This is a genomic window from Bacillus sp. 205(2023) (assembly GCF_037027485.1).
GTDB classification, from domain to species: domain Bacteria; phylum Bacillota; class Bacilli; order Bacillales; family Bacillaceae; genus Bacillus; species Bacillus halotolerans.
The window spans coordinates 1-23,286 of sequence record NZ_JAXCHF010000007.1 but is presented as its reverse complement, the minus strand read 5'-3'; the positions used below and the strand labels follow the sequence as shown (position 1 = coordinate 23,286).

Annotated in this window: 19 protein-coding genes; 9 read left to right on the top strand and 10 right to left on the bottom strand. The window is 47.3% G+C overall.

From position 1 onward, the window contains the following. The first annotated feature begins 36 nt into the window (after nucleotides 1-36). Nucleotides 37-1,767, top strand: a complete 1,731-nt coding sequence (locus WA325_RS16135; protein ID WP_336183943.1) for an SgrR family transcriptional regulator — start codon at nucleotides 37-39, stop codon at nucleotides 1,765-1,767. A 33-nt stretch (nucleotides 1,768-1,800) separates the two neighbouring features. Here WA325_RS16135 and WA325_RS16130 read toward each other — a convergent pair whose 3' ends face one another. After that, nucleotides 1,801-2,115: a four-helix bundle copper-binding protein gene (locus WA325_RS16130; RefSeq protein ID WP_202852672.1), complete on the bottom strand. Its 315-nt coding sequence runs from the start codon at nucleotides 2,113-2,115 to the stop codon at nucleotides 1,801-1,803. Nucleotides 2,116-2,243: 128 nt separating this feature from the next. Continuing rightward, complete coding sequence (locus WA325_RS16125; RefSeq protein WP_336183942.1) at nucleotides 2,244-2,681, bottom strand: ferritin-like domain-containing protein; 438 nt, start codon at nucleotides 2,679-2,681, stop codon at nucleotides 2,244-2,246. Between the two features lie 183 nt (nucleotides 2,682-2,864). Between WA325_RS16125 and addB the strand changes: the two genes are divergently transcribed. From addB to WA325_RS16100, 5 genes are all read left to right on the top strand, one after another. Beyond that, nucleotides 2,865-6,365, top strand: coding sequence for a helicase-exonuclease AddAB subunit AddB (addB, locus tag WA325_RS16120; protein ID WP_336183941.1), 3,501 nt, complete (start codon nucleotides 2,865-2,867; stop codon nucleotides 6,363-6,365). Then, the gene (addA, locus tag WA325_RS16115) at nucleotides 6,352-10,056 is read left to right on the top strand and encodes a helicase-exonuclease AddAB subunit AddA (RefSeq protein ID WP_336183940.1); all 3,705 of its coding nucleotides are present in this window, start codon (nucleotides 6,352-6,354) and stop codon (nucleotides 10,054-10,056) included. The genes addB and addA overlap by 14 nt, the downstream gene beginning before the upstream one ends. 71 nt (nucleotides 10,057-10,127) lie before the next feature. Beyond that, complete coding sequence (gene sbcD, locus WA325_RS16110; RefSeq protein ID WP_336183939.1) at nucleotides 10,128-11,306, top strand: exonuclease subunit SbcD; 1,179 nt, start codon at nucleotides 10,128-10,130, stop codon at nucleotides 11,304-11,306. After that, the gene (gene sbcC / locus WA325_RS16105; protein WP_336183938.1) at nucleotides 11,303-14,695 is read left to right on the top strand and encodes an exonuclease subunit SbcC; all 3,393 of its coding nucleotides are present in this window, start codon (nucleotides 11,303-11,305) and stop codon (nucleotides 14,693-14,695) included. The genes sbcD and sbcC overlap by 4 nt, the downstream gene beginning before the upstream one ends. Before the next feature lie 13 nt (nucleotides 14,696-14,708). Next, complete coding sequence (locus WA325_RS16100) at nucleotides 14,709-15,011, top strand: hypothetical protein (protein WP_024120842.1); 303 nt, start codon at nucleotides 14,709-14,711, stop codon at nucleotides 15,009-15,011. 33 nt (nucleotides 15,012-15,044) lie between these two features. Here the strand turns inward: WA325_RS16100 and WA325_RS16095 are convergent, their stop codons facing one another. The 8 genes from WA325_RS16095 to WA325_RS16060 form a co-directional block, all read right to left on the bottom strand. Beyond that, nucleotides 15,045-15,263 carry a spore germination protein gene (locus WA325_RS16095; RefSeq protein ID WP_010333667.1) on the bottom strand — a complete coding sequence of 73 codons (219 nt, stop codon included), beginning with the start codon at nucleotides 15,261-15,263 and terminating at the stop codon, nucleotides 15,045-15,047. Between the two features lie 31 nt (nucleotides 15,264-15,294). Beyond that, entirely contained in the window at nucleotides 15,295-15,696 is a 402-nt protein-coding gene (locus tag WA325_RS16090) for a spore germination protein GerPE (RefSeq protein WP_105953771.1), read from the bottom strand. After that, nucleotides 15,689-15,871 carry a spore germination protein GerPD gene (gene gerPD, locus WA325_RS16085; protein WP_024120844.1) on the bottom strand — a complete coding sequence of 61 codons (183 nt, stop codon included), beginning with the start codon at nucleotides 15,869-15,871 and terminating at the stop codon, nucleotides 15,689-15,691. The genes WA325_RS16090 and gerPD overlap by 8 nt, the downstream gene beginning before the upstream one ends. Then, nucleotides 15,868-16,485 carry a spore germination protein GerPC gene (locus WA325_RS16080; RefSeq protein WP_336183937.1) on the bottom strand — a complete coding sequence of 206 codons (618 nt, stop codon included), beginning with the start codon at nucleotides 16,483-16,485 and terminating at the stop codon, nucleotides 15,868-15,870. Before WA325_RS16080 ends, gerPD begins: the two co-directional genes overlap by 4 nt. A gap of 24 nt (nucleotides 16,486-16,509) precedes the next feature. Then, nucleotides 16,510-16,743: a spore germination protein GerPB gene (locus WA325_RS16075; RefSeq protein ID WP_105953769.1), complete on the bottom strand. Its 234-nt coding sequence runs from the start codon at nucleotides 16,741-16,743 to the stop codon at nucleotides 16,510-16,512. Between the two features lie 14 nt (nucleotides 16,744-16,757). Next, nucleotides 16,758-16,979 (bottom strand): spore germination protein, encoded by a 222-nt coding sequence (locus tag WA325_RS16070; RefSeq protein ID WP_010333672.1) that lies wholly within the window; start codon nucleotides 16,977-16,979, stop codon nucleotides 16,758-16,760. Nucleotides 16,980-17,465: 486 nt separating this feature from the next. Continuing rightward, on the bottom strand, nucleotides 17,466-17,630 hold the full coding sequence (locus tag WA325_RS16065) for an aspartyl-phosphate phosphatase Spo0E family protein (protein WP_024120848.1): 165 nt from the start codon (nucleotides 17,628-17,630) through the stop codon (nucleotides 17,466-17,468). A gap of 152 nt (nucleotides 17,631-17,782) precedes the next feature. Next, nucleotides 17,783-18,739 carry a CotH kinase family protein gene (locus tag WA325_RS16060; RefSeq protein ID WP_105990555.1) on the bottom strand — a complete coding sequence of 319 codons (957 nt, stop codon included), beginning with the start codon at nucleotides 18,737-18,739 and terminating at the stop codon, nucleotides 17,783-17,785. A 156-nt stretch (nucleotides 18,740-18,895) separates the two neighbouring features. On the opposite strand from WA325_RS16060, the gene WA325_RS16055 reads away from it, so the two are divergent. The 3 genes from WA325_RS16055 to WA325_RS16045 all read left to right on the top strand — a co-directional run bounded on the left by WA325_RS16055 (nucleotide 18,896) and on the right by WA325_RS16045 (nucleotide 23,127). Continuing rightward, nucleotides 18,896-19,801 carry a fumarylacetoacetate hydrolase family protein gene (locus WA325_RS16055; protein WP_105953767.1) on the top strand — a complete coding sequence of 302 codons (906 nt, stop codon included), beginning with the start codon at nucleotides 18,896-18,898 and terminating at the stop codon, nucleotides 19,799-19,801. Between the two features lie 115 nt (nucleotides 19,802-19,916). Continuing rightward, complete coding sequence (locus WA325_RS16050; RefSeq protein ID WP_044156468.1) at nucleotides 19,917-20,273, top strand: YisL family protein; 357 nt, start codon at nucleotides 19,917-19,919, stop codon at nucleotides 20,271-20,273. Between the two features lie 169 nt (nucleotides 20,274-20,442). Further along, nucleotides 20,443-23,127 carry a peptidase S8 gene (locus tag WA325_RS16045; protein WP_336183936.1) on the top strand — a complete coding sequence of 895 codons (2,685 nt, stop codon included), beginning with the start codon at nucleotides 20,443-20,445 and terminating at the stop codon, nucleotides 23,125-23,127. Nucleotides 23,128-23,286 lie beyond the last annotated feature (159 nt).

Below are 23,286 nucleotides of genomic sequence, written 5' to 3'. Positions count from 1 at the left end.
AAAAAGATTCCCCTTTTTTGTCAGGAGGTGCAGGGATTGAAGCTGATTGACCACTATGTGGCGCTCGCAAAAGCTGAGAGCGGCGAACCGGGACAGATGAAGGAAATGCCGCTCAGTGAGATTGCGGCATGTTTATATTGTACAGAGAGAAATGCGAAGCTGATTTTACATAAGATGGAGAGCAAAAAGTGGATCATTCGCGAAAGCGGATCGGGGCGCGGCCATAAATCAAAAATCGCTTTTCTCCGTCATCCGGAAGATTTGCTGCTTCAAACTGCCAAGGAATATACAACAGCCGGAAAGCTTGAAAAAGCAAAAGAACTGCTTGACCATTATCAGCCGGCGTTTCCGGGGATTCAAAATATGTATGACATGTGGTTTTCTGAGGTGTTCGGTTTTGTAACAGAAACCGGACAGGATGGTGAACAGGATGTGCTGCGCTTGTTTATAGCCCCAGCAGCGGTAAGCAGTTTTGATCCGTGCAGGATCTTTCTGCGGTCAGAGGGCCATTTTGTCAAGCAGATTTATGATACACTGCTCCGGTTTGATCGGGAAAAGAGAGAGCCGCAGCCGCATTTAATCCACGGATGGAATAAGGCGGGGAAAAAACGGTGGCGATTTTTTCTTCGGAAAGGCGTTTCTTTTCATAATGGAAAGCCATTGACGTCAAGGGATGTTGTATTTACGTTTCAGCGTTTTATGGATCATGATGATAATCCATATAAATGGCTGCTGAAAGGTGTTGAACGGATTTCAGAGAAAGGGCCTTTTTGTGTGGACATTGAGCTCGATCAGCCGAATGAGCTTTTGCCGTATATCCTTTGTGATGAACGGCTGTCTATCCTGCCGGCAGAAACGAACGGCGGGGTGAATGGGACGGGGCCTTTTTGCCTTGTTCAGCATGACGAACACATGCTCATTCTTCAAGCCAACGAGCGGTACTTTAAAGGCCGGGCATTCTTAGATCGTATTGAGTTTGTGTTTTCTGAGCAAGCAGATGATATATACGGTTTTACCCTTCGAGAAAAACAGAAACATCCTGAGCGGCAAACTGTTTTTGAAGAACGGCATGTTCAATATTTGTCACTAAACCTCAGAAAGAAAGGGCCGCTTCAGCATCCAAGCTTGAGAAAAGCCCTTCGGCTGCTGATTTCATCTGAACAGCTCGTTCGTGAGGCAGGAGGACACAGAAACATTCCGGTATCATCTTTTTTTCACCCGGCACCTTTTGACTGGGGAGACGCTTCACCTGCGGAATTAATGAAAAAAAGCGGATATGCGGGGGAAACGCTGTCACTGTTTACTTTTTCTGAAACGGATCATCGCGAGGACGCAGCATGGATTCAAGAGGTTTGTGAACGGAACGGTATTAGGCTTGACCTGGAATTTTGTACTGCTGCCGATTTGCGCCGCCCGGAAATCGTACAAATGGCTGACATCATTCATGACAGCGCAACGTTTTATGAAGAAAGCGAGTTTGGTTTTTTGCATTTGCTGCTTTCGGAGAACAGCTTTTTGCATCAGCATCTTTCAGATGAACAGAAACGGACATTTTCAGAAATGATAGAACGGTTTTTCTCATTGCCCGACAGGTCTTCCAGAATGAATATAGTAAAACAAATTGACTGTCAGCTTATAGGCGATGTCAGCGCGATTCCGCTGTATCAAAATGTGCTTGAGGTTGCATCGAGTGAAACTGTTGAGGGTCTGATGCTCGATGAAGAGGGGTGGATTGATTTTTACTCTGTATGGCTGTCAAAAGAGTGAAGAGGGCTCTCATTTGACCCCTCTCATGCTTCGTTACGCAGCCATTTTGCGGCAGTGATCGGCGCAGGCAAAACAAGACGCCGCACACGCTTGGCAATGATCATGATCATGCTTTTCGCATTCAGTGCCGCAGGCTTCACAAATATCGGCGCAAAGTGCGCAAATTTCTTTCATAAAGGGGCTGTCCGTTTGCATGGCTTTCACTGCCAGCGCGCAAATATCCGCACATTCCCTGTCAAGCCGGATGCAGCCGCTCAGATCGTGGTGCGCACTTTCTTCCAAACATTTTGTGAAACAATGGTTGCAAGCTTCCATACATTCGATACAAGCTTCAATGGTTTGCTGCATGCTTGATTCCCCCTCATATGTTCGTGTATGATTTTATGTTTCCCGGCTGAGGTTAAGAAAAACAGTGGAGTGTGTTTTAGGGGGAGAGGGTGTAAATATAATCTGATCGTGTCGATCAAAATCGGGTGCTAGCGATCCATCAAATAGTATAAAAACCAGACAGCATGGTTTTGTTCATCTCGTGCGGCGCGCGTAAAGATACCCTTTGCCTTTACATTTGAGGTTTCCTCAGCTGCGCGTAAGTAAAAGTCAACGGTTTTCTGTTCATCTTTAAAAGCGGCATCAAGTCCTCTTGTAAAAGTGTCCGGGCATTTTTCTGTTTGTTTCGGCATGATAGGTTTGCCTGTAATGGCTCCGTATAATGAGGAGAAATCACGGAGATGGCGGATCTCATCGCGCCTGATTTCTTCAATTTGTTTTCTGACATCAGCAGGGTGGGCAAGTTCAGCAAGCCTGCGGTAGCATTGAACCGCGCTGAATTCTCCGTTGATGGCTTTATGGAGATTTTGAATCAAAACAGGGTCTTCCCGGTATTGCGCTGGATAAGGAAAATAGCTGTAATACAAGGGGGTTCAACTCCGTTCTTAAGGAATTGGGCTTCTGTAAAAGTATATGTGAGGCCAGAAAACATGTGCGGAGAAATTCAGCTTCTTATAATGAAAAGGCCGTTTTTACCAATAGATCAGATTGGTCATTTTCGTCAATATTCGATAAAATATAAACAGATAAAAAGAGAGGGGTATTCTAATTTGGGAGCAGAGTTTTTAGTAGGCAGGTCCGGGAGTGGAAAAACGAAGCTGATCATCGACAGCATTCAAGATGAACTGCGCCGGGCTCCATTCGGGAAACCGATCATTTTTCTAGTCCCGGATCAAATGACGTTTTTAATGGAATACGAGCTTGCTAAAACGCCTGATACGGGCGGCATGATTCGTGCTCAAGTCTTCAGCTTTTCACGACTGGCCTGGCGCGTCCTTCAGCATACGGGAGGAATGAGCAGGCCGTTTCTTACGAGCACGGGCGTACAGATGCTCCTGCGGAAGCTCATTGAAGAGCACAAACAGGAGTTTAAAGTCTATCAAAAAGCAAGTGATAAAAGCGGTTTTACCGCACAGGTAGAACGGATGCTGACTGAGTTTAAGAGATACTGTCTGGAACCGGAAGATATTCGCCGGATGGCGGATAGCGGAACAGCTTCCGAGTATCGGGGGGAACGTGTTTTATCTGAAAAGCTTCATGATTTATCGATCCTGTACCAGCAGATGGAAAAAAGCCTTGAGGATCAGTATCTTCATTCTGAGGATTATTTGACGCTATTGGCAGAGCATATCCCGCAGGCGGAAGATTTGAAAGGGGCACATGTCTATGTAGACGGCTTTTATCAGTTTACACCGCAGGAATTCAGGGTGTTAGAGCAGCTTATGCTTCAGGCAGAGCATATCACGTTTTCACTCACAGCGGACAAGCCGTCACATGAGGGGGAGCCGCAGGAACTTGATTTGTTCAGAATGACGGGAAAAACGTATTATCGCCTGCACCAGACGGCAAAGGAACTGAATCTGGACATCACCTATAAAGAGCTTGATGAATCAAAGCGGCATAAGCGCACACCGGAATTAGCCCATTTAGAAGCACAGTATGAAGCGCGTCCGGTTATTCCGTTTGCTGAGAAACAAGAGGCTTTTACCGTGATGCAGGCCGCTAACAGACGAGCAGAGCTGGAAGGTATTGCCCGGGAAATCCACAGCCTTGTCAGAGAGAAGGGCTACCGTTACAAGGATATGGCGATTCTAGCGCGTCAGCCGGAAGACTATAAGGATATGGTCAAGGAAGTATTTGCAGATTACGAGATTCCTTATTTTATTGACGGGAAAACATCTATGCTGAACCACCCGTTAGTAGAATTTATCCGGTCAAGCCTTGACGTATTAAAGGGAAATTGGCGTTATGAAGCGGTGTTCCGCTGCGTGAAAACCGAACTGTTATTTCCGCTTAACCAGCCGAAGGCCAAGGTAAGAGAGCAGGTTGATCAGCTGGAGAATTACTGTATCGCTTACGGCATCAAAGGCGATCGCTGGACAAAGGGCGATCGTTTTCATTACAGACGTTTTGTGTCGTTAGATGATGAATTTGTGCAGACCGATCAAGAAATCGAAATGGAAAACATGCTGAATGACACGCGCGATTGGATTGTTCCTCCGCTGTTCCAGCTGCAGAAACGAATGAAAAAAGCAAAAACGGTTCAAGAGAAGGCGGAGGCGCTTTACCGTTATTTAGAAGAGACGGATGTGCCGCTGAAGCTGGATCAGGAAAGACAGCGGGCTGAGGAAGACGGCAGAATCATTGAAGCGCAGCAGCATCAGCAGGCGTGGGATGCAGTCATTCAGCTGCTTGAGGAGTTTGTGGAAATGATGGGCGAAGATGACATTTCTCTCGATTTGTTTCAGCAAATGATGGAGACCGGTGCAGAGTCGCTGACATTCTCTCTCATCCCTCCGGCGCTTGATCAGGTGTTTGTCGGCAATATGGATTTGTCCAGAATATACGGCACCTCATGCACCTTTGTGATTGGGGCAAACGACGGCGTCCTGCCGGCTCGCCCTGACGAAAACGGGGTGCTGTCGGATGATGATCGTGAGTGGCTGAAGACGATAGGTATTGAGCTTTCCTCCGGCGGGCGGGAGCGTCTGCTTGATGAGCATTTCCTCATCTATATGGCGCTTTCAAGCCCGTCTGACCGCCTTTATGTGACGTATCCGATTGCTGATGCTGAAGGAAAAACGCTTTTGCCGTCGATTGTAATCAAGAGGCTGGAAGAACTGTTTCCGCAGCATCGTGAGCGTCTATTGACAAATGAACCGGAGCAGGTCAGCGATGAGGAACAGCTTATGTACCTTGTCAATAAAAGCGTGGCACAATCATACACCGCTAGCCAGCTCAGATTATGGACGAGGGAATATGAGATCAGTGATGTCTGGTGGAGCGCGTACAATGCGCTGATGAATGAACCTGACAGGCTGGAGTCGAAAAAGCTTTTCTCTAGCCTGTTTTTCCGAAATGAAGTCAAGCAGCTTGAACGCTCTGTATCGAGACAGCTCTATGGTGAACGCATTCAAGGGAGTGTGTCGAGGATGGAAACCTTTAACGCTTGCCCGTTCTCCCATTTTGCGTCCCACGGGCTGCATCTGAAGGAACGTCAATTTTTCAAGCTTGAAGCACCGGATATCGGGCAGCTCTTTCATTCGAGTTTAAAACTGATTTCAGATCGGCTGCGTGAGCACAAAATAGATTGGCGCGACCTAACGAAGGAGCAGTGCGAGCTGTTTTCTTATGATGCGGTCGAGCGGCTGGCGCCGAAACTGCAAAAAGAAATTCTGCTCAGTTCAAACAGGCATTATTACGTGAAGGAAAAACTGCAAAAAATTGTCACGCGCGTGTCCGGCATTTTAAGCGAGCATGCGAAAGCGAGCGGATTCGTGCCGATCGGCCTTGAATTGGGCTTTGGCGGAAAGGGCCCGCTCCCGCCGCTCACCTTTAAGCTGAAAAACGGCTGTACGATGGAGCTCGTCGGGCGGATTGACCGCGTGGATAAAGCGGAAAGCTCTAAAGGCCTGCTCCTCCGAATTGTCGACTATAAATCCAGCGATAAAGGCCTTGACTTGGCGGAAGTGTATTACGGACTTGCGCTGCAAATGCTGACGTATCTGGATTTATCGATTACACATTCGTTAGACTGGCTAGGAATGAAAGCCACGCCGGCCGGAGTGCTGTATTTCCATATTCATGACCCGATGATACAATCGAATCTTCCGCTCGGACTTGATGAAATTGAACAGGAAATTTTTAAGAAATTTAAGATGAAGGGCCTCCTCCTCGGTGATCAGGAAGCGATTCGCCTCATGGATACAACCCTTCAAGAAGGAAGATCAAATATCATCAATGCGGGCCTGAAGAAAGACGGCTCACTCAGATCGGATTCAGCGGCAGTCGGTGAAAAAGAATTTGAGCTGTTGACGAAGCATGTGCGCCGCACCTTCCAAGAAGCAGGCGAGCAAATCACTGACGGGCGCGTATCCATTGAGCCGTATAAAATGAAGAACAAGACGCCTTGCACATACTGTGCGTTCAAATCAGTATGCCAATTTGATGAATCATTAGAAGAAAACGAGTATCGCCTGTTAAAGGCCGAAAAGGACAAGACGGTACTTGATTGGATAAAGAAGGAGGCTGATGGCAATGAACATTCCTAAACCGGCAGACAGCACATGGACAGATGACCAGTGGAATGCCATCGTCTCAACCGGCCAGGATATCCTTGTGGCAGCGGCGGCAGGCTCCGGTAAAACCGCTGTTCTTGTCGAAAGAATGATCCGGAAAATTACGGCGGAAGAAAATCCGGTTGATGTAGACCGGCTTCTCGTTGTCACCTTTACAAACGCCTCAGCGGCAGAGATGAAACACCGGATCGCGGATGCACTGGAAAAAGAGCTGGTAAAACGCCCAGGATCACTGCATATCCGACGCCAGCTGTCCCTATTAAACCGGGCCAGCATTTCAACGCTTCATTCGTTTTGCCTGCAGGTGCTGAAAAAATATTACTACCTGATTGATCTTGATCCGGGCTTTCGGATTGCTGATCAGACAGAAGGCGAGCTTCTCGGGGACGAGGTGCTGGATGAGCTGTTTGAGGAGGAATATGCAAAGGGTGATAAGGCGTTCTTTGAGCTTGTCGACCGCTACACGACTGACCGGCATGACTTAGATCTGCAATATCTCGTGAAACAGGTGTACGAGTATTCCCGTTCCCACCCTGATCCGGAGACATGGCTGAAAAGTTTTGTTCATTTGTATGATGTAACAGAAAAGAGCGCGATCGAGGAACTGCCGTTTTATCCGTATGTCAAAGAAGATATTGCGATGGTGCTGGACGGAGCAAAGGAAAAGCTCCAGCGTGCCCTTGAGCTGACAAAAGTGCCGGGCGGACCGGCGCCGCGCGCTGAAAATTTTCTAGATGATCTCGCGCAGATTGATGACCTGATTCAGCATCAGGATGACTTCAATGAACTTTATCAGCGCGTGCCCGCTGTCTCCTTTAAGCGTGCAAAAGCGGTGAAAGGGGACGAGTTTGATCCCGTCTTGCTTGATGAAGCGACAGACTTACGAAATGGCGCAAAAAAACTGCTTGAAAAACTCAAAACCGATTACTTCACCAGAAGCCCGGAGCAGCATGTAAAAAGTTTGGCTGACATGAAGCCTGTCATTGAAACACTCGTCCAGCTTGTTATCAGCTACGGGAAACGGTTTGAAGCCGCGAAGCAGGAGAAATCGCTCATTGATTTTTCTGATTTGGAGCATTATTGCCTGTCCATCTTGACCGCTGTGAACGAAAAAGGCGAACGTGAGCCGAGTGAGGCGGCAAGATTTTATCAAGAGCAGTTTCATGAGGTGCTTGTCGATGAATATCAGGACACCAACCTGGTGCAGGAATCCATTCTTCAGCTCGTCACAAGCGGGCCGGAAGAGACAGGAAACCTGTTTATGGTAGGAGATGTCAAACAGTCAATTTATCGATTCAGGCTTGCGGAGCCGCTTCTTTTTCTCTCCAAGTACAAACGGTTTACAGAGAGCGGAGAAGGTACGGGCCGGAAAATCGATTTGAACAAAAACTTTCGAAGCAGGGCTGATATTTTAGACAGCACAAACTTTTTGTTCAAACAGCTGATGGGCGGCAAAATCGGCGAGGTCGATTATGATGATCAGGCTGAGCTGAAACTCGGAGCGGCGTATCCGGAAAACAACGAAACGGAAACAGAGCTGCTGCTGATTGACAAGTCAGAGGAGGCGGACGCAGGCGAGGAAGCGGAAGAGCTGGAAACGGTGCAGTTCGAAGCAAAAGCGATCGCCAAGGAAATACGCAAGCTGATCTCATCGCCATTTAAGGTATATGACGGGAAAACGAAAACACACCGCAATATTCAATACCGCGATATCGTGATTTTGCTGCGATCCATGCCGTGGGCGCCGCAAATCATGGAGGAACTGCGAGCTCAGGGCATACCGGTTTACGCCAATTTAACATCAGGCTACTTTGATGCGGTGGAAGTGTCTGTGGTGCTTTCTGTCCTGAAGGTGATTGATAACCCGTATCAGGATATTCCGCTTGCTTCCGTTCTGCGTTCACCGATTGTCGGTGCTGACGAGAACGAGCTGTCTTTGATCCGGCTTGAAAACAAAAAGGCGCCGTACTATGAAGCAATGAAAGACTATCTGGCAGCCGGCGACCGAAACGATGAGCTCTACCAAAAGCTGCAAACGTTTTACGGACATTTGCAAAAGTGGCGCGCATTTTCGAAAAACCATTCGGTGTCCGAGCTGATCTGGGAAGTGTACCGCGACACAAAATATATGGATTATGTCGGCGGGATGCCGGGCGGAAAACAGCGCCAGGCTAACTTGCGTGTCCTTTATGACCGGGCGCGCCAATATGAATCGACGGCATTTCGCGGCCTGTTTCGCTTCTTGAGGTTTATCGAACGCATGCAGGAACGCGGCGATGACCTGGGAACGGCGAGAGCGTTAAGCGAACAGGAGGATGTTGTCCGTTTAATGACGATTCACAGCAGCAAAGGACTCGAATTTCCAGTCGTCTTCACAGCGGGACTCGGCCGGAATTTCAACATGATGGATCTCAACAAATCCTACCTGCTGGACAAGGAGCTTGGGTTTGGCACGAAATTTATCCATCCTGAATGGCGCATCAGCTATCCGACGCTTCCGCTCATCGCGATGAAGAAAAAAATGCGCAGGGAACTGCTGTCTGAGGAATTGCGTGTCCTCTATGTTGCTTTAACGAGGGCAAAGGAAAAGCTGTTTCTTGTAGGCTCATGCAAGGATCATCAGAAACAGCTGGCAAAATGGCAGGCATCCGCATCCCAAGCTGACTGGCTTCTGCCGGAATTTGACCGCTATCAGGCGAAAACGTATTTGGATTTCATCGGACCTGCTCTTGTCAGACACAGAGACTTGGTGTCTTTGGTTGAGGGCGGCGCGGCAGCGGTTTCTGATATATCAGGCCATCCGGCCCGCTTTGCTATTCAATTGATCCATTCATATGATCTGCTTGATGATGAGCTGGAAGAGAGACTGGAAGAAAAAAGCGAACGTCTTGAAGCGATCCGCCGTGGTGAACCGGTTCCCGGCCCGTTTGCATTTGAGGAAAAAGCTCGCGAGCGGCTGGCCTGGAAGTATTCGTATCACGAGGTGACACAAATTCGCACGAAGCAGTCCGTTTCTGAGATTAAGAGAAGAAGAGAGTACGAAGACGAATACAGCGGACGGGCGCCCGTTAAACCAGCTGATGGAAGCATTCTGTACAGACGCCCGGCTTTCATGATGAAAAAAGGCCTGACAGCAGCAGAAAAAGGTACAGCTATGCATACGGTCATGCAGCATATTCCGCTGACACATGTGCCGACGATAGAAGAAGCGGAGCGGACAGTGCAGCATCTTTATGAAAAAGAGCTGCTCACTGAAGAACAGCAATCCGCTATCAATATTGAGGAAATCGTTCAATTTTTCCATACGGAAATTGGCGAAAAACTGATCGGCGCTAAATGGAAGAACCGCGAAGTTCCATTCAGTTTGGCGCTTCCGGCAAAAGAGATTTATCCTGATGCGAAAGAGGCGGATGAGCCGCTATTGGTGCAGGGGATCATCGATTGTCTCTATGAAACAGAGGATGGCTTATATTTGCTGGACTATAAAACAGACCGGATTGAGGGTAAATTCCAGCACGGCTTTGAAGGAGCAGCCCCGATCCTGAAAAAGAGATATGAAACGCAAATTCAGCTGTACACAAGGGCCGTTGAACAAATTGCTCAAACGAAGGTAAAAGGGTGTGCGCTTTATTTCTTTGACGGAGGGCACATTCTGACTTTATAACGAGATCCATAAGCTCCGGGAATTCAGACGGAGCGGATCTCGTTTTCTATACAAAAGAGAGGTGAACGCATTTGCGGATTTTACATACGGCTGACTGGCATCTAGGAAAAACCCTTGAAGGAAGAAGCAGGCTGAGTGAACAGGCGGATGTATTGGACGAACTGAATACAATCGTAAAGGAAGAGCAGATCGATGCTATTGTGATGGCGGGAGACGCGTTTGATACCGTGAACCCGCCGGCTTTAGCCGAGCAGTTATTTTATGAAAGCCTGTCCGCTTTCAGTGACAGAGGAAAGCGCCCGATTGTTGTCATTGCCGGAAACCATGATAATCCTGACAGATTGTCCGCTGCTTCACCGCTGACACATGAGAACGGCATTTATTTAATCGGCTATCCGACAACTGAACCGCTTCATATAGAAGTGCCTTCAGCAGGTGAGCTTTTGGCTATCGGAGCGCTGGCATACCCGTCTGAGGCACGGTTAAATGAAGTTCTTTCCGATACATTTGATGAGAAACTTCTCCGTGATCACTATGATGTGAAAATCAGGCAGGCGTTTGAACAGATTACAAGCCGCTTCCGAAAAGACGCCGTAAAGATTGCGGCCAGCCATATTTATGTTGCGGGCGGCAACCAAACGGATTCGGAGCGGCCGATTGAAGTCGGCGGCGCTTATACGGTGGCCGCTGAAAGCCTGCCGGCGGATGCCGCTTACGTGGCGCTTGGCCATTTGCATCGGCCGCAAACGATTAAACGAGCGCGAACGCTTGCGCGGTATTCTGGATCTCCGCTGGCCTACAGCTTTTCTGAGGCAGGCTACGCCAAATCGGTGACCATTGTAGACGCAAAGCCGGGCGAAGAGGCCTCTTGGCATGAGGTTTTATTATCAAGCGGCAAGTCTCTTGTAAAATGGAAAGCGGCAAATGGTTTAAGCGAGGTATACAGCTGGCTCGATGAAGGCAGGGATCAGAATGCCTGGATTGATCTTGAAATCCGTGTGACGGACCAGCTGTCACTTGAAGACATTCACCGACTGCGAAAAGCACATCCGGGCTTTATCCATATCAGGCCGGTCTTTGAAGAACAAAATAGTGAGCGCGAACGGATCGAGGTTAAGCAGGTGTCCATCGAAGACCGTTTCAAGAAATTTTATGAAAAACAGACAGGCGGCGCAGTGCCGGATGATGAAATGGTGAAGCTGTTTTTAGAGCTTGCATCAGGCACAGAAGATGAGGAGGAAGCAAGATGAAGCCGATCGCCTTAACGATAAAAGGGCTCCACAGCTTTAGGGAGGAGCAGACGATAGATTTTGACAGCCTTTCCGGGGCAGGTGTCTTCGGTATTTTCGGGCCGACAGGAAGCGGTAAATCCTCGATCCTTGATGCGATGACCCTTGCTTTATACGGAAAGGTAGAGCGGGCGGCGAACAATACGCACGGGATCTTAAATCATGCGGAAGATTCGCTGACTGTTTCCTTTACCTTTGCGCTTCAGACCAACCATCAAATCTCTTACAAAGTCGAGCGTGTGTTTAAGAGAACGGATGAAATGAAAGTGAAAACAGCGCTTTGCCGTTTCATCGAGATCAAGGATGAGCAAACTGTGCTTGCTGATAAGGCCAATGAAGTGAACAAAAGAGTCGAGGAGCTCTTGGGGCTGACCATCGACGACTTTACGAGAGCGGTTGTGCTGCCGCAAGGGAAGTTTGCTGAATTTCTTTCCTTAAAAGGGGCGGAACGCAGGCATATGCTTCAGCGTTTATTCAATTTGGAACAGTATGGAGACCGCCTTGTGAAAAAGCTGAGACGGCAGGCGCAGGAAGCCAATGCGAGAAAAAACGAAATGCTTGCAGAGCAATCCGGTCTCGGCGAGGCGAGTTCAGAAGCGGTTGAACAAGCTGAACAAGCGCTTGAACAAGCGGAAGCCAAACTGGAATCAGTGAAAAAAAATCGTGATCAAATAAAAGAACGGTTTGCGGAGCATCAAGAGATCTGGAATGTCCAAAAGGAAAAAATCGTTTATGAAGCAGAGAAAAAGCGGCTTGAAGAGGAAGAACCGCATGTCAGCAGCATGCAAAAACGCCTGGCGGAAGCGGAAACAGCAGCCGCTCTAAAGCCGTATGCGGACCGGTACTTGGAAGCGGTACAGCATGAGGAGAAGGCCGCGAGGGAAGAAGTGCTTGCCCAAAAGGATTTAACAGAACGCACCGCTTTCTTTCAGCAAAAGAATGAAGAATATGAAGCGTGGCGCCGCCATAAAAACGAGAAAGAGCCAGAGCTTTTAGCTGAGCAGGAACAGCTCTTCCGCTTGCGGGAGATCGAAATCAAATTGAGAGAGGCCCAGCAGGAGGCAGAGCGCAAACAGGCTGAACTTCAGCAGAAGGCCGAAAATCTTCAATCTGTCATGAAGGAATTAGAAACCGTAACTGACCGTCTTACAAGGGGACAAAACAGACAGACGGAATTAAAACAGCAGCTCAAAACCTTGCAGGTAACCACTGATGAGCGGAAAAGCTGCCAGCAGGCCGCTGAAATGGCTTTGCGGATCAGACAGACTGAGGAGCAGCTGGGAAAAGAGAAAAAACGCATTGACGCATTGAACCTTGTATTACAGAAGATGAATGAGGAAAAGAACACATTTGTTCAAAAGGCTGAAGCGGAAGAAAATAAAATCATACAGGCATATGAGGCTGTTCAAGCTGTGTATCATATGGTCTGCGAGACGGAACGATCCCTTACGCGTACTGCTGATCAGGCAAAACAGCGACAAAACACACTTCATACTCAGCGTGAGAAAGCAAGAATGGCGGCACTTACCAAGGAGTTATCGGAAAAATTGATTGCCGGAAAACCTTGCCCGGTCTGCGGTTCAACCGATCATGATCCGTCTGCCTCAGCACATGGGACATATGAGCCGGATCGCAACGTTGAAGCAGAAATCAAACAGACAGAAGATTTGCTGTCAGAAGCGGCGGCGCTCAGTCAGGAGATTCTTTCTGCCAAAATCACACTTGAAGAACAGTCCGCCCGCTTTCTCGAGCAGTGTCCGTTTTTGAAATCGATTCAAGCGCCGACTCTTGAGGCAGCAGCTTCCTGTGAGAATCAGCCGGTGCAGGAAGCATTTCATGGCGCACAAATAGAATGGAAGCAAATCAAACAGGACATCCTGTCAGTCAAAACACGAATGACCCAAATGATCGGCACATATCAGGAATCATTAAAAAAAGCTGAACAGCTGAACGAGAGAATGAGTTTTGAAAAAAGAGAGGCTGACCGTATTCGCAGCATGATCGCAGAGCTTCAGTCCTCGATGGACAGCCAGCAGAAGATGTTTCATGAAGCATTTGAAGGCCAATCTCTGGATGAAGCGGAAAAATGGCAGCAAGCCATCGAAGAAAAGGACCGAGCCGCGGAAGAATGCGAGAAACGAATTGAACGCAGTATCGCTTTTCTTTCTGAGCATGAGTCACAAAAGGATCAGCTGCGGGAATCGAGCCATCAGCTTGAAAGGGAAAAACTGGAGCTTCACTATGCCGCAGAACGTACGAAGGGCACCATAGCTGATTATAAGCAGGAACTCGGAGACTATGTAAAAGAGGATTCCATCCAAACGAAGCTCCGCTCAGTTCAGCAGGATCTGAAGTGTTTAAAGGAAAAAGAGCAATCTCTATATGAAGAGCTGCAAAGCGCCCAAATGATGCTCAATCAGGCAAAAAGCCGCGCTTCAGCAAGCGAGCATACGCTTAAGGAAGCGGAAGAAAGGTTGAAAAAAGCGGAAGCGGATTGGCTTGAACATGCGAAAAGCACCCGCTTTGTCCGGGCTGACGAGGTGGAGCGCAGTCTCATCCCAGCCGATGAGCTTGAAAAGATCAAAGGCAGCATTGACCAGTTTCTGGATAAATGTAAGCAAAATGCCGCAAACTTAAAACGTGTGTCTGATAAGCTCGCCGGCAGATCCTTATCCGAAAGTGAATGGAACGAAACCGTCACGTCCTTAAAAGAAGCCGAGGAGGCATTTGGGACTGCTATGGAAGAAAAAGGAGCGGCGGCCAAAGCACTGACTGTGATCCGCGACCATCACAAACGTTTCAATCAAATTGAAGCTGAGCTAAAAAAATGGCAGACCCATATCGACAGGCTGGACAAGCTTCAAGCAGTGTTTAAAGGCAATACGTTCGTTGAATTTTTAGCTGAGGAACAGCTTGAAAGTGTTGCACGGGATGCGTCAGCACGGCTCGGCGTGCTGACAAGACAGCGTTATGCCATTGAAGTGGATTCAGAAGGCGGATTTGTGATGCGGGATGATGCCAATGGAGGTATTAAGCGCCCGGTATCAAGCTTGTCAGGAGGGGAGACCTTCCTTACCTCGCTTTCTCTTGCTCTCGCGCTGTCTGCGCAGATTCAGCTTCGCGGTGAATACCCGCTTCAGTTCTTTTTCTTGGATGAAGGGTTTGGAACGCTTGACCAAGATCTGCTTGATACGGTTGTCACCGCCTTGGAAAAACTGCAATCAGACAATCTGTCTGTCGGCGTGATCAGCCATGTGCAGGAACTGCGGGCGCGGCTTCCGAAAAAGCTGATCGTACATCCGGCTGAACCTAGCGGACGCGGCACAAGGGTAACACTTGAGATGATGTAAGGGGGACGCGGATGTGGCAAAACAGACTGTCGGGATATGTGAGCTATGCGGCCGGAGCGATGTCCAGCTGACAGAGCACCACCTCACACCGAAGGAAGAAGGCGGAACGTTCCTGCCGACTGCGATGCTTTGCATCCCTTGCCATAAACAGATCCACGCCTTGTATACAAATCAGGAGCTGGCAGTTCGACTGTCCGGAATAGAAGAGCTCAGAAACGATCCGCAGCTTGCCCGATTTGTTAAATGGATCAGAAAACAGCCGCCTGAAAAGCTGATTAAAACAAAGAAGTCCAATGAACGGAAAAAGAAAAAATAAAAAGCAGCCCTCTCTTTGCAGAGCGGCTGCTTTTTATCCGTTTCCAACCATATCCTGATCGCTGACATCGGGGTCTATATAATTTGTCGCGTTGACTGCATTGTTTAAAAGAAGGAAATCTCCCGTGTTTCCTGCTCCCGAACCGAGCGCAGATTTTGAAGAGCTTTTCGGAGAAAGGTAAAAGGAATCACCAAAGTTCACGACTCCGCCCGATATGGAATTGATAGCTATAGGCCCGACAATTGCTGGCATAGACGACACCCTTTATAGAAGTCTCTGTTTATTATATGCCCGTGCCGGACGATTGTGAGTTTGGAGGGAGAATCTGACGGATATGTTTAATCCGCGCGTCGCCGCGTACGACCGAAGCTGAGCCTGCATGAAAAACGGAAGAGGATGAGACCCCTTGAATTTTGATGTTGCGGACATGAATGACAGGCATCTCATGGCAAAAAGCGGTTTGCACGCCCGTTTCCGGAAGAAGCTTCACAGCGTGCTGATCAAAAATAGGGTACTCCTTTCTGTTAAATGAGCCCTCATTTTCATAAAACGTTGAAAGCGAGCGCTGAACAGCGAGCACTTTTATTTTCATATCAATTTCGTTTGTATCGCCTGCTTGAAATACGCTTGATATACCGAGCGAGTTAAATTTAATCTGTCTGATGCGTGATATACGCTTAAGCATGATTCGACGGCAGCGGAGCAAACGGACCGATAATAAGAGATTCAGGCGGCGTATCGAAAATAGACGATAAATAGATGGATTCTGCGTCTCCAATTTGGAAAACAGAGGAACTGGATACACCGTTCATTCGGATATCTCCGACTTCCAGGCTGCGGTTGACGACGGTAAAGATCATGCTTGCTCATCTCCTTTCATCTCGGAGGGGATATGTTCGAGAAAATGTTCCACAGCACGGATTACGTCACGCTTCACATGCTCAGCGATATGTTCCGCATATTGTTTGGGCGGCGTGTTTTCTTCTTTTTTGATATGGGACATATAATAGTGAATCCGGCTGTCTATTTGTTTTCTGATGTCCTCAATTACATGATGCCGATTTGTATCGTCAAGCCTGCTGTCATATTGGTTTTCTAGCTGCTCCAAAACAGCCGGGATTTCCTCGGTTAAGTACATGTCGACGTTCTGCCGGATTTGCTGCATGAGCTGGGCGCTCTCTTCCTGCTGCATCATTCCGATTTCCGGTGTAGCCTGGCTCACTTCAAAGTTATGAACGCTGTTCGGGTCTGTCGGATTTAAACCGATATTCAGCGTGCCGTCGAGCCGTTCGATTTTCAGCTGATCAAATTTATATTCCACACGCTCAATGGTTGTGGCCGGCCGCTGTTTCATCGTATTCATTTCAGTTTGCATCTCTTTCAGCTGGCGTTCGAGCTGCTGAATATGCAGCGCCTGCTGCTGAACGAAGGAATTCAAATTTTGCAAGTAAGAGGAAATGGATTGATCATACATGTTCTTTCACCTCTCATCTTATTATTAACGGCCAGGGGGCTGGAGCGGCACCAATGATCCTGTATCGGGCCCTTCCGATTCAACCTGTTCCCCCAAAGCGGAAACCTCAGGTGCGGGTTCCACATAGCTGCCCGTATTATACAAGTTTGAAAGAGACTTAATAGATCCGGCGCTCCCGATTTGCAGTATGGAGGAGTTGCTGATTGATTCCAGCCGGAGATAGTTAATTTGGATGGTTTGATTGATATAAAAATTCATGAAGCACCACTCCTTTACGCATTGCCTGCGATCGGCTGATCAACCACATCATTGTCGTACACATTCGTTGCGTTTTTATAATTCATCACCTTCAGACTGTCACCGGTATTAAAGCTGCCTGCCCCGGCAAACGTTCTGACCTCGGCTTGAGGAGAAATGGTAATGCAGTCTCCGATATGAACGACTCCGCTCGTACCGACTGCATTAATTTTAAACGCTCCGACGATTGCCGGCATACGAGCACATCCTTTGTTGTAAAATTGAAAAAAGGCAGGTAAAGTAAGGACAAGATTTGTTTCTGCTGGGCTATTCACGATAGCTTATGACAAACGCACATTTGTGTGAGAGAAAATTAAATGGGGACATGCCGGAGAGATGTATAAAAAAATCCGTTTATTTTTTCCAGATGAAGGTTTACACATTTCAGAAGCTGGGTATTGTATATGGCCAAGCGGAAATGCGGCGATGCTGCCGCTGTCCGCCTGCGTGATTGTATAGTGTGTTGCGTTGGTGTATGTGCAAAAGAGGTACAGGAAATGTCTTTCGGAGTAATTCGTGCTGCTGGAGTGTTATCTGCCGTGATGTTTCATGCTGATCCTGAAAGGGTCTGCTGAATTGTTCTTGTTTTCGGACGGCAAATTCTCGCCCTGAAGCATATCTCAGGATGTTGATGAGCAATAGCGGCGGGTGAGGCGGGAAGCCTTTAAATACATATCATATGATCACACACGGGCGTTTTGCCCCCAAGAGGTGATTTCTTCTTTAATTCGAATATTGAGCAGACTGTCCAGCTCTTGGCTGCATTGAATCGTTTCTTTCGAATTCATACCGTATTTTTGTGCTGTTTCAATTAGCATAACTCTCATTTCTTCAATTTTTGTATTCATGAAACAATCTCCAATTCTAGATTTTATTTTGATGCATACAGGATATAGATAGTATAACCTATTTTGGCTGAAAAGGTTGCCTTTCGTCAATTTGACTAAAAAAGCGACAATTTTTGCTGCGGTCTTTTTAACTTGCTCTGGTTGAGAAAGGACTATAGTCTCGCCAGGTGTACTTGTAAAAAGTCCTGCCGCTCTTCGATTTCGCGCAGGATATTTGCTTGCTCCTTCTCTAATTGTAAGGGGCTTTTTTTCATGTGCGGATCATCGCTTGCTCTTTGACAAATGTCAAAATGCCAGTCTCTGATAAACGGAGACAGACGGTCGATCGTAAACTCCCGGCTCAGCACGTTTTTCATTAGCGCGTGATATTGTGCCCGGAAAGCTGGGATGGAGAGAAGTCTTGACGCAAGTGTACGGCCGTTTGCCAATAGAGGGTCTTCTTCTGTAAATCCGTATGCGGCAAGCGCTTTTGTTTCCATTGGAGTGATGTGAAAGCGGCCGGCCTCGTTCAAACAAAAGCCGTAATAAAAGGCTTGGCGGGTGCAGGCGCTGCCGATCAGCCACAGGAAAAACAGCTTTACATCAAGATACAATTTAATTCGTTCGGCAAATTCGTCATCCTCCGCTGTGCAGATCAGCGTGAGAAATTCACGTAAGTATGCGGTGCGCTGTCTGTTTTCAATGGTAGCGTCGTGGTTGAAAACAGACAGCGGAACCCTCGGATCGGTATCCTTCACTTCATAAATGGCTCCTTTCGGAAGCCGGCGATTCTCATCGAGCCCATCAATTTTTAAATAAATGCCTTCCCTTTGACCATTGATGATCAGAAAGATGTAAGAAGCATCCTGGGAAGCGACGCCGATTTGATGAAAAAAACAATAAGCAAGCCTGCGCCGCATCAGTGAAGGATCATCTTGTTCCGCATTCAGATAAAACTTTTTTTCACCGAGCGGAGACTGATCACAGTTTATTTCATAGGACGCCTTTTGCAGGCTGTCACGCTGTGTGAGAAGAATGGGAGAAACGATTCTGTCTGTCATCATCAGTCCCTTGGCAGTCCCCGTTCTGTTAAGCTGCTGCCGACGAAAAAATAAATGTATGCTTTCCATATTCTTTCCTCCTCCTCAGAAGCCATTTGTATGATATGTACAGCGAGCCAGTCCCGAAACGGGAATGAAAACACGCATTTGATAAAAAGGAATTTCAGCATTCGACAGAGAATAATTGAAGTAGAACTCTGATTTAAAAGATGATGGAGGAATAACATGAAATTTGCGACAGGGGAACTTTACAACCGAATGTTTGTCGGCCTGATCATTGAAGATGATAAAATTATGGACTTGCAAAGGGCTGAAAAAAAACTGTTTGAACTTGAGACGATTCCGGGTTCGCTGATTGAGTGTATCGCAGAAGGGGATAAATTTGTTGCGCATGCAAGGCAGCTGGCCGAGTGGGCGAAGAAACCAAATGATGAGCTTGGATCATTTATTTACTCATTATCTGACGTGAAGCTCCATGCGCCTATTCCTAAGCCGTCAAAAAATATCATGTGCATCGGCAAAAACTATAGGGATCACGCAATTGAAATGGGCAGCGAGGCTGATATTCCGGAGCATCCGATGGTATTTACAAAATCGCCTGTAACAGTCACTGGCCACGGTGATGCGGTAAACAGCCATGAGGAGGTCACCTCTCAGCTCGATTACGAAGGAGAGCTTGCTGTCGTCATCGGAAAAAGCGGCACCCGCATTTCAAAAGAAGAAGCTTATGACCATATTTTCGGATATACGATTGTGAATGATATCACGGCGCGGGATCTGCAAAAAAGACATAAGCAGTTTTTTATCGGAAAAAGTCTGGATACGACATGTCCGATGGGACCTGTGCTTGTACATAAATCGTTAATTCCCGATCCGGAGCGCCTTAAAGTTGAAACGAGGGTCAACGGCGAGCTGCGCCAATCCGGCTCGGCAAGCGATATGATTTTCTCTGTCGCGGAATTAATCGAAACCCTTTCAATGGGGATGACGCTTGAAGCGGGGGACATCATTGCCACCGGCACGCCGTCTGGTGTAGGAAAGGGCTTTACACCGCCGAAATTTCTGCGGCGAGGCGATCAAATCGACATCACGATTGAACCCATCGGAACGCTGTCAAATCAAATCAGCTGATCATAAGGAGGGCGGCACAGGAACCGCCCGCTTTTTCTGTGAATCATCTTTTGTAGCCAGGGACAAGATCGTGGTACTATAAGTGGGGTAATGTTATCTGATAGGGGGAACATGTATGACACACATGCATATTACATCATGGGTGGTAGCGCTGATCCTGCTTTTCGTCAGCTACTCGCTGTATTCATCAGGAAGTGCGAAGGGCGCCAAAATCACTCATATGATTCTGCGGTTATTCTATATCATTATTATTTTGACAGGTGCTGAGCTGTTTGTCCGTTTTGCCAACTGGAACGGGGAATACGCTGGAAAAATGCTGCTTGGCATTATCACCATCGGACTGATGGAAATGCTATTGATCCGCAAGAAAAAAGAAAAATCAACTGGCGGACTGTGGATCGGCTTTATCATTGTCCTTGTGCTGACAGTGCTGCTCGGTCTTCATCTGCCGATTGGATTCCGATTATTTTAATAGAAAAAGCTTGAACCCGGTTCTAAAGAGAATCGGGTTTTTTTTATATGGTTCCTCCCTGATATTCCAAATCATTTAAAATAACCTTAAAATTCCCTGTAAGCGGTATCTCGGCCTATGAAATTATGATACTCTTCAAAAAGATTCATTATTTTACAGGAGGGATAACATGAAACGAAGAAAATTCAGCTCTTTTTTGGCGGCAGTGCTCATTTTCGCACTGATCTTCAGCCTTTTTTCTCCAGGCACCAAAGCAGCTGCTGCCGGAACCATTGATGTAGCCGGTGTGCTGGAAAAAGGCAAAGAACAAACGGGAACCATGAAGGAACCGGAGCAGGCGAAATGGTATCAAGTGAATCCTGGAAAGGCAGATATTCAGAAAGACTCGCATATGGCACTGACTGTTAAGAGTGATGCTGTTCTGAATGTATCTGTCTATTCAAGCAAGGAAAAAGCGCTTAAAGATGAGACGTTTGACATGTACCGTTCCTACACAGCAGAGGATGGAAAGAGCGAAATTGTTTTTCCTTATGCATGGAGCGGCCCTTACTATGTAAAGGTTGAGAACCTTGGGGAAGAGGAAACGGAAGACGGAGGAAGCGCAGAAGCAGCTGCCGAAGCCAAATATACGATTGGATATACAGGCACCAAAAAACAGCCCTCAGATCTGGAAGAGGAAGAAGCCTGCCCGGTGGAAATGAGTGTCGATCAGAAAAAATCGGGAAAAGGCATTCTGGCAAAGCTGAGAGCGATTCGTGATGAGCAGCTCAGCCAAACAGCAGAGGGCAAAGAACTGACAAGCCTTTACTACAAAGCGGCTCCATTTATTGCTGCAAAACTCGCACTCAATAAAACAGAGAGAAATGAAGTCTATCAAGATCTTGTGACGTTAAAACCGATGTTTGACGATGTGTCAGAAAATGGCGCAGCGTCTGCATATAAGGTAACCGAAAAGGATCAAAAAGCAATCAATCGGTTATACGAAACGGTTTTACAATCCGTTCCGTCTTTCCTGAAAGGGGATATAAAGAAACAGGCGGAGCGATTAAACATCACAAAGCTTGAAGGCAAGACGGCAGGAGCGGTTTTATCTGAAAACAGCCTGGCGGCAAAAAGCGAAGCTCAGACAACAAAGGTGATTTTTAAGGTAAAAGACAATAAAAGCCTCTCATCAGTACATAACGAAATGAAGGGCTTTTCTGCCAGCGCGCAATCGAAACAAGACATTTCCAATGTGAAAAAGGCAAAGAAACTGTTTGACAACCTCTACTCTTTTGAACTGCCGAAGGATCAAAAGCAAAGCGGGACATACACGGCAAGCGCAAAACGTGTGAAAAGCGCTGCCGCGACATTATCCAAAATGTCTAACGTAGAATTTGCTGAACCGGTTCAGGAATACAAAAGCCTGTCTAACGACGTTCAGTACTCTTACCAGTGGCCGCTTAGAAACAATGGTGAAAACGGCGGCATCAAAAATGCAGATGTCAAATATGAGCCTGCCAGCACATTGCTGTCCAAGCGCAAGCTGAACGATACATTGATTGCGGTTGTGGACACAGGTGTAGACAGTACGCTTGCTGATTTAAAAGGGAAAGTAAGAACCGATCTGGGACACAATTTTGTGGGACGGAATAACAATGCAATGGATGATCAAGGGCATGGAACGCATGTCGCCGGCATTATCGCCGCCCAAAGTGATAACGGCTATTCCATGAGTGGCCTGAACGCCAAAGCGAAAATTATACCGGTTAAGGTGCTTGATTCAACAGGCTCCGGAGATACTGAACAAATTGCCCTCGGCATCAAATACGCAGCTGACAAAGGAGCAAAGGTCATTAACTTAAGCTTAGGCGGAGGCTACAGCCGCGTGCTTGAATTTGCTTTGAAATACGCGGCTGACAAAAACGTCCTGATTGCGGCAGCCAGCGGAAATGACGGAGCCAATTCCTTATCTTACCCAGCTTCCTCTAAATATGCCATGTCAGTCGGAGCGACGAACCGCATGGATATGACAGCAGACTTCTCTAACTACGGGAAAGGTCTCGACATCAGTGCGCCGGGTTCTGATATCCCGAGCTTGGTGCCGAACGGAAATGTGACGTACATGAGCGGAACGTCCATGGCGACGCCTTATGCTGCAGCTGCGGCAGGGCTGCTGTTTGCGCAAAATCCGAAGCTTAAAAGAACAGAAGCAGAGGATATCCTGAAAAAGACAGCGGACGATATTTCCTTTGAAAGTGCCGATGGTGAAGAAGAGGAAATGTATGACGATAATGGCGATCCAATCGAAATTCCCCGCATTCCAGGAGTTGACTGGCATTCCGGATACGGCCGGCTGAATGTGATGCAGGCTGTCAGCGCTGTTGATTTACAGGTGAAGGTCAATAAGCTGGAAAGCACGCAAACAGCCGTCAGAGGAAAAGCGAAAGAAGGCACGCTGATCGAGGTGATGAGCGGCAAGAAAAAACTCGGCAGTGCCAAAGCGGGAAAAGACGGTACATTTAAAGTCAGCATCCCGACTCAGAAACAAGATAAAGTCCTGCATGTGAAAGCCACTAAAGGCGATGCAAAAACATCCTTACAAGTGGTTGTCGTGAAAGGAAAACCATCCGGCACACCGAAAGTAAAGGCTGTCAAAACGAAAGACACAGCAGTAAAAGGCACGGCCAACATCAAAGCGGTGATCAAAGTGAAAAACAAATCGAAAAAAGTGATCGCCTCTGGTAAAGCTGACGCAAAAGGTGCCTTTACGGTAAAAATCAAAAAACAAAAAGCCGGTACGGTGCTGTACGTCACGGCAGCTGATTCAGATAAAAAAGAAAGCAAGGCTGTAAAGGTTGTTGTAGAAAAATAAAGAAAAAGCGGTGCTGAAGCACCGCTTCAGGCTGTCGAGAAAATCTCGACAGCCTTTATTTTTTCTTAAAATATCCATTCTCATGTAATAAAATAAAAGAAAGACTTACAAGGACGGTGTCTTTCTCATGTTGCACACAAGAAATTCTTCTCAAAATGC

Coding starts and splice junctions, on each gene's coding strand:
- WA325_RS16095 (WP_010333667.1), bottom strand. CDS start 15,263: ATGCCAGCAATTGTCGGGCCTATAGCTATCAATTCCATATCGGGCGGA.
- WA325_RS16060 (WP_105990555.1), bottom strand. CDS start 18,739: ATGGAAAGCATACATTTATTTTTTCGTCGGCAGCAGCTTAACAGAACG.
- gerPD (WP_024120844.1), bottom strand. CDS start 15,871: ATGATCTTTACCGTCGTCAACCGCAGCCTGGAAGTCGGAGATATCCGA.
- WA325_RS16130 (WP_202852672.1), bottom strand. CDS start 2,115: ATGCAGCAAACCATTGAAGCTTGTATCGAATGTATGGAAGCTTGCAAC.
- addA (WP_336183940.1), top strand. CDS start 6,352: ATGAACATTCCTAAACCGGCAGACAGCACATGGACAGATGACCAGTGG.
- WA325_RS16055 (WP_105953767.1), top strand. CDS start 18,896: ATGAAATTTGCGACAGGGGAACTTTACAACCGAATGTTTGTCGGCCTG.
- WA325_RS16090 (WP_105953771.1), bottom strand. CDS start 15,696: ATGCTTAAGCGTATATCACGCATCAGACAGATTAAATTTAACTCGCTC.
- WA325_RS16070 (WP_010333672.1), bottom strand. CDS start 16,979: ATGCCGGCAATCGTCGGAGCGTTTAAAATTAATGCAGTCGGTACGAGC.
- WA325_RS16075 (WP_105953769.1), bottom strand. CDS start 16,743: ATGAATTTTTATATCAATCAAACCATCCAAATTAACTATCTCCGGCTG.
- sbcC (WP_336183938.1), top strand. CDS start 11,303: ATGAAGCCGATCGCCTTAACGATAAAAGGGCTCCACAGCTTTAGGGAG.
- WA325_RS16050 (WP_044156468.1), top strand. CDS start 19,917: ATGACACACATGCATATTACATCATGGGTGGTAGCGCTGATCCTGCTT.
- WA325_RS16080 (WP_336183937.1), bottom strand. CDS start 16,485: ATGTATGATCAATCCATTTCCTCTTACTTGCAAAATTTGAATTCCTTC.
- WA325_RS16065 (WP_024120848.1), bottom strand. CDS start 17,630: ATGAATACAAAAATTGAAGAAATGAGAGTTATGCTAATTGAAACAGCA.
- WA325_RS16045 (WP_336183936.1), top strand. CDS start 20,443: ATGAAACGAAGAAAATTCAGCTCTTTTTTGGCGGCAGTGCTCATTTTC.